General features: G+C 69.3%; 6 protein-coding genes. 3 read left to right on the forward strand and 3 right to left on the reverse strand.

Annotated features, from left to right (window positions below):
- The 3 genes from VNJ47_00560 to VNJ47_00570 form a co-directional block, all read left to right on the forward strand.
- Positions 1–1,730, forward strand: a 1,730-nt coding sequence (locus tag VNJ47_00560; GenBank protein ID HXG27325.1) for a proline--tRNA ligase, incomplete at its 5' end; no start/stop codon positions are given.
- Between the two features lies 1 nt (position 1,731).
- On the forward strand, positions 1,732–2,340 hold the full coding sequence (wrbA, locus tag VNJ47_00565; GenBank protein HXG27326.1) for an NAD(P)H:quinone oxidoreductase: 609 nt from the start codon (positions 1,732–1,734) through the stop codon (positions 2,338–2,340).
- Positions 2,337–2,702: a DUF2069 domain-containing protein gene (locus VNJ47_00570; GenBank protein HXG27327.1), complete on the forward strand. Its 366-nt coding sequence runs from the start codon at positions 2,337–2,339 to the stop codon at positions 2,700–2,702. Before wrbA ends, VNJ47_00570 begins: the two co-directional genes overlap by 4 nt.
- Positions 2,703–2,708: 6 nt before the next feature.
- On the opposite strand, the gene hda is transcribed toward VNJ47_00570, so the two are convergent.
- The 3 genes from hda to VNJ47_00585 all read right to left on the reverse strand — a co-directional run.
- Positions 2,709–3,440, reverse strand: a complete 732-nt coding sequence (gene hda, locus VNJ47_00575) for a DnaA regulatory inactivator Hda (GenBank protein ID HXG27328.1) — start codon at positions 3,438–3,440, stop codon at positions 2,709–2,711.
- A 6-nt stretch (positions 3,441–3,446) separates the two neighbouring features.
- The gene (locus VNJ47_00580; protein ID HXG27329.1) at positions 3,447–4,508 is read right to left on the reverse strand and encodes an AI-2E family transporter; all 1,062 of its coding nucleotides are present in this window, start codon (positions 4,506–4,508) and stop codon (positions 3,447–3,449) included.
- Positions 4,509–4,510: 2 nt separating this feature from the next.
- Positions 4,511–5,250: DUF2066 domain-containing protein (locus VNJ47_00585; GenBank protein ID HXG27330.1), on the reverse strand; the 740-nt coding region annotated here is incomplete at its 5' end.

Below are 5,250 nucleotides of genomic sequence, written 5' to 3' on the forward strand. Positions count from 1 at the left end.
CCCGCCCCGCCATGGACCCGACCGGCATGCGTCTTTCGCAGTTCCCGCTGTTCACCACCAAGGAAACCCCGGCCGATGCCGAGATCGTCAGCCACCAGCTGATGTTGCGCGCAGGGCTGATCCGGCGCCTGGCCGCCGGCCTGTACACCTGGGCGCCGCTGGGCCTGCGCGTGCTGCGCAAAGTGGAGGCCATCGTGCGCGAGGAGCTCGAGCGCGCCGGCTGCGTGGAGGTGCTGCTGCCGATCGTGCAGCCTGCCGAGCTGTGGCAGCAGTCCGGCCGCTGGGGCCTGATGGGCCCGGAGATGCTGCGGCTCAAGGATCGCCACGAGCGCGACTTCTGCTTTGCGCCCACCGCCGAGGAAGTGATCACCACACTGGTGAAGGAGGAATACCGCAGCTACAAGCAGCTGCCGGTGAACTTCTACCAGATCGGCACCAAGTTCCGCGACGAGCGCCGGCCGCGCTTCGGCGTGATGCGCGCACGCGAGTTCCTGATGAAGGACGGCTATTCCTTCCACATGGATGATGCCGACCTCGATCGCGAGTATCTCAACATGCGCGAGGCGTATTCACGCATCTTCACGCGGCTGGGCATCGCGTTCCGTATCGTGCAGGCCGATTCCGGCAACATCGGCGGCACGGCATCGGAAGAATTCCACGTACTGGCGCAGTCCGGCGAGGACCTGCTGGCGGTGGCGAGCCAGGGCAGTTATGCGGCCAACATCGAGGCCGCACCGGCGCCGGCGCCGGGCCCGCGCCCGGCGGCGCGGGAAAGGATGCAGAAGGCGCACACGCCCGGCCAGGTGACCTGCGCCGAAGTCGCCGCCTACCTCAAGCGGCCGCTCGAGCGCACGGTCAAGAGCATCGCGGTCGAGGCCAACGGCCGGCATTACCTGCTGCTGCTGCGCGGCGACCACGAAGCCAATCTGGTCAAGATCGGCAAGCTCGAGGGGCTGGGCGGCTACCGGCTCGCCACCGAAGCGGAGCTCGAAACCGTGTTCGGCAGCGTCGCCGGCTACATCGGCCCGGTCGGCATCGGCGCCGATGTCGTCGTGATTGCCGACGCGGCAGTGGCGGCCATGGCGGATTTCGTCTGCGGCGCCAACGAAAAGGACTACCACCTGACCGGCGTCAACTGGGGCCGCGACCTGCCGGAACCGCAGCAGGTCGCAGACATCCGTAACGTGGTCGCCGGCGAGCCGGCGCCCGACGGCCAGGGCGCGTATGAACTGGTACGCGGCATCGAGGTCGGCCATATCTTCAAGCTCGGCCGCAAGTACAGCCAGGCGCTGGACGTGCGCGTGCTCGATGCCGCCGGCAAGGAACAGGTGCCGATCATGGGCACTTACGGCATCGGTGTGTCGCGCGTGGTCGGCGCGGTGATCGAGCAGAGCCACGATGCGAACGGCATCATCTGGCCGGACGCGATCGCGCCCTTCCGCGTGCTGATCACTCCGGTCAACCTGCAGAAGTCGGAACGCGTACAGGCTGCGGCGCAGGCGCTGTACCAGGGCCTGCGCGCGGCTGGCATCGACGTCGCGCTGGACGATCGCGGTCTGCGGCCCGGGCCGATGTTCGCGGACGCGGACCTCATCGGCATTCCGCACCGCATCACCATCGGCGAGCGCGGCCTCGACCAGGACATGCTGGAATACAAACACCGCCGCGCCGCCGAGGCGCGCAACCTCCCCAACCGGCTGGAGGCGGTGCTGGAGCTGCTGCGGGACTGACATGAAGCCGGTCATCGAAATGCTGGTGCTCTACTACAGCCGCTACGGCGCCACCGCCGAGATGGCGCGGCGGGTGGCGCGCGGCATCGAGTCGGTGGACGGCTGCGCCGCACGCCTGCGCACGGTGCCGCCGGTATCGCCCGTGTGCGAAGCCACTGCACCGGAGATTCCGGAATCCGGGCCGCCCTACGCGACGGCCGACGACCTCAAGGAATGCGCCGGGCTGGCGCTGGGCAGCCCGACGCGCTTCGGCAACATGGCCGCGCCGCTGAAATACTTCCTCGATTCCACCGGCGCACTGTGGCTGTCCGGGGCCTTGGTCGGCAAACCGGCCGCGGTATTCACCTCGACCTCGTCCATGCATGGGGGCCAGGAAACCACTCTGCTGTCCATGATGCTGCCGCTGCTGCACCACGGCATGCTGATCGTGGGACTGCCCTACACCGAAACCGCACTGATCAAGACGCGCAGTGGCGGCACGCCTTACGGCCCGAGCCACCTCGCTGGCAGCGACAGCAAGCTGCCGCTGAGCGAGCACGAAAAGACTCTGTGCGAGGCACTGGGCCGGCGCCTGGCGGAGATCGCGCTCAGGCTGCAGGCCACGGGATGAGGAAAGCCAGTCACTCGGCCCGCATCCTGGCGCTGGCCAGCCTGATGACGCTGGTCGTCAGCCTGTTCTACTGGTACGGGCAGCTGCTGCCCTCGGCGCGCCTCGGCACCTGGCTGCCGGCACTGTTGACCGCGCCGCTGCTGCTGCCGCTGCCGGGGCTGATCCGCGGCCGGCCCTATACCCACGCCTGGGCCAGCCTGCTGTCACTGCCCTACCTGGGCTGGGCGCTGACCGAGCTGCTGGCGACGCCGGCGGCGCGCCCGGCCGCCTATCCGGCCTTCTTCGCCGCGCTGCTGCTGTTCATGGGTTGCGTGCTGTTCGTGCGCCTCGAGCGGCGCGAGCGGATGCACTCGGGTTTCTAGCCGCGCCTACGGCTCGCGAGCCTGCACCAGCACCTCGCGCACGAACGGCAGCGTGAGGCGGCGCTGCGCGGCCAGCGAGGCGTGATCCAGCTGCTCCAGAACAGCCAACAGGGAGGGGATGTCGCGCGCGGCACGGCTCAGCAGAAAACGTCCGACTTCCTCCGACAGTTCCAGCCCGCGGCTGCGCGCGCGCTGCTGCAGCAGGCGGATCTTTTCTTCGTCGCCGAGTGGCCTGAGCGCATACACCGGGCCCCAGGCCAGGCGTGTGGCCAGATCCCTGAGCGTCAGGCCCAGTTCCATCGGCGGCTGCGAACCTGCGGCCAGCAGACTGCCGCCCGAGGCGCGCAGCCCGTCGCACAAGGCCATCAAGGCCTGCTCCCAGTCGCGCCGCCCCGCCACGGCCTGGACGTCATCCAGGCACACCAGGTTCAGCTGCGCCAGACCCTGCAGCAGCTGCGGCTCGGCTGTCCGCAGTTCAGCCAGCGGCAAATAGGCCGCCGCCTGGCCCTGCTCGCCCGCGGCGCGCGAGGCGGCCTGCAGCAGGTGAGTACGGCCGCTGCCTTCCATGCCCCAGAGAAACAGCACGCGCGGTACCTGCGCGGCGCCGGCCTGCGCGACGGCCCGCTCCAGCTGGCGCAGCAGCTCGATATTCGGCCCCGGGAAAAAACTGGCAAAGCTGGCGTTGTCGCGCAGCTGCACGCCGAGCGGCAGCTGGACCGGCCAGCGTATCGGCAGCATTAACGCCTAGCCTTTCTGGTAGAGGTCGCTGGCGACCCACTGCCGGCGCAGGTGGCGCAGCAGCACTGCGATCACCGCCGCCGCCGGCAGCGCCAGCAGCACCCCGACGAAGCCGAACAGCTGCCCGCCGGCCAGCACCGCGAAGATCACCGCCACCGGATGCAGGCCGATGCGGTTACCCACCAGCCGCGGCGTGAACAGGTAGCTTTCCAGCAGCTGGCCGAACGTGAAGACCACGGCCACCGGCAGCAGCGCCATCAGCGACTGCTCCTGCACCAGCATGGCGGCGCTGGCCAGGATGACGCCGATGATGAAGCCCAGGTAGGGCACGAAGCTGACCAGGCCGGTGATGACGCCGACCAGCAGCGCCAGCTTCAGCCCGCACAGCGCCAGCGCGATGCTGTAGTAAACCGCCAGCGACAGCATCACCAGCAGCTGGCCGCGCACGAAGGCACCCAGCACGTCGTCGAACTCCCGCGCCAGTCCGTTCACCGTCGGTTGCAGGTGCTGCGGCACCAGCTCGCGCACGCGCTGCACGAAGGCATGCCAGTCGCGCATGAGGTAGAAGGTAATGACGGGGATCAGCACGGCATTGCCGACCAGCGCCAGCAGGGTCATGCCGGACTGGCTCACGGTCTGCAGGAAGCCGGGCACCAGGCCGCCGGCTTTGGTCCAGTGCTGGGCGAAGACCGCCTTGACGGTCGCGGCATCGAGCGTATAGCCCTCGGGCAGCAGACGTTCCAGCCAGGGCAGCAGTACGCGCTGCAGCCACAGCAGGTAGTCCGGCAGGTTCTGCAACAGCTGGCCCAGCTGGCGCTCCAGCGGCGGGAACAGCAGGATCGCCAGCACGATGCCGCCGGCGTAGAGCGTGACGAACACCAGCGTCACCGCCAGCGTGCGCGACAGCCGCAGCCGTTGCAGGCGCTGGACGACCGGGTCGCCGAGGTAAGCCAGACCGGCCGCAATCACGAACGGCGTCAACACGCGGCCAAGCAAGTACACCAGCACCAGCAGGGCCAGACCAATGGCGGCCCAGGCCCAGCGGTTCTTGAGCAGAAAACCGTTCATGCCTACTTCGCGAGCTCGTACTGCAACGGTGCGTCCGCGGAAGGCGACGCGCCGGACGCCAGCGGCCTGAGCAGGCTGCCGAGGGCAATGGCCTGCTCCAGCGCACGGCGGTCGCCGCGCAGCTCGAGCGCGTACACCGCCATACCGTCAGCGATCTCGACCAGTTCCGCGGCGCTGACGGCGCTCAGCCCGGCCAGATATTTGGATACGCGCGCATAATCGGCCGCGCTCTCGACGCCCGCCACTTCCAGCCGCAGCGGACCATCGGCCTCCGTCGCACCGCCCCGCAGTGCGTAGCGTGCTGCATAGGCATTGGCCAGCTGGTCGATGCCGAAGGCAAGGGCGTCCTCGCGATTTGCCGCGGTGCCCTGCCAGCGGTCCAGCGGCTGGCCGTTTTCGAACAGCGTCCACTGCCCGCTCCACTGCGCACCCTTCTGCGTAACGCGGCCAACCAGCACGCGACGCTGTCCGTCGGCCTGCGCCGCCGCCAGCACGCTGCCGCTCATGCCCTGCAGCACGTCCTGCAGTTCGTTGGCGCCGCCGGAAGCGGGCAACAGCACCGGCACACCGCGCGCAAGCGCCGTCTGCAGCAGCGACGGCGCCTCGACCGCGGCCAGGTTCTCGGTCAGCAGCCAGCGCGCGTTGTCCTCCTGCACGCCCAGCCAGACCTGCGTGACCGGCCGTTCGCGGCCCCACACCGGCAGGCCGCGCTCGTGCAGCAGCGCCTCGAGCGCACGCGCGT

Source organism: Nevskiales bacterium (genome assembly GCA_035574475.1).
In the GTDB taxonomy this organism is placed as follows: Bacteria; Pseudomonadota; Gammaproteobacteria; order Nevskiales; family DATLYR01; genus DATLYR01.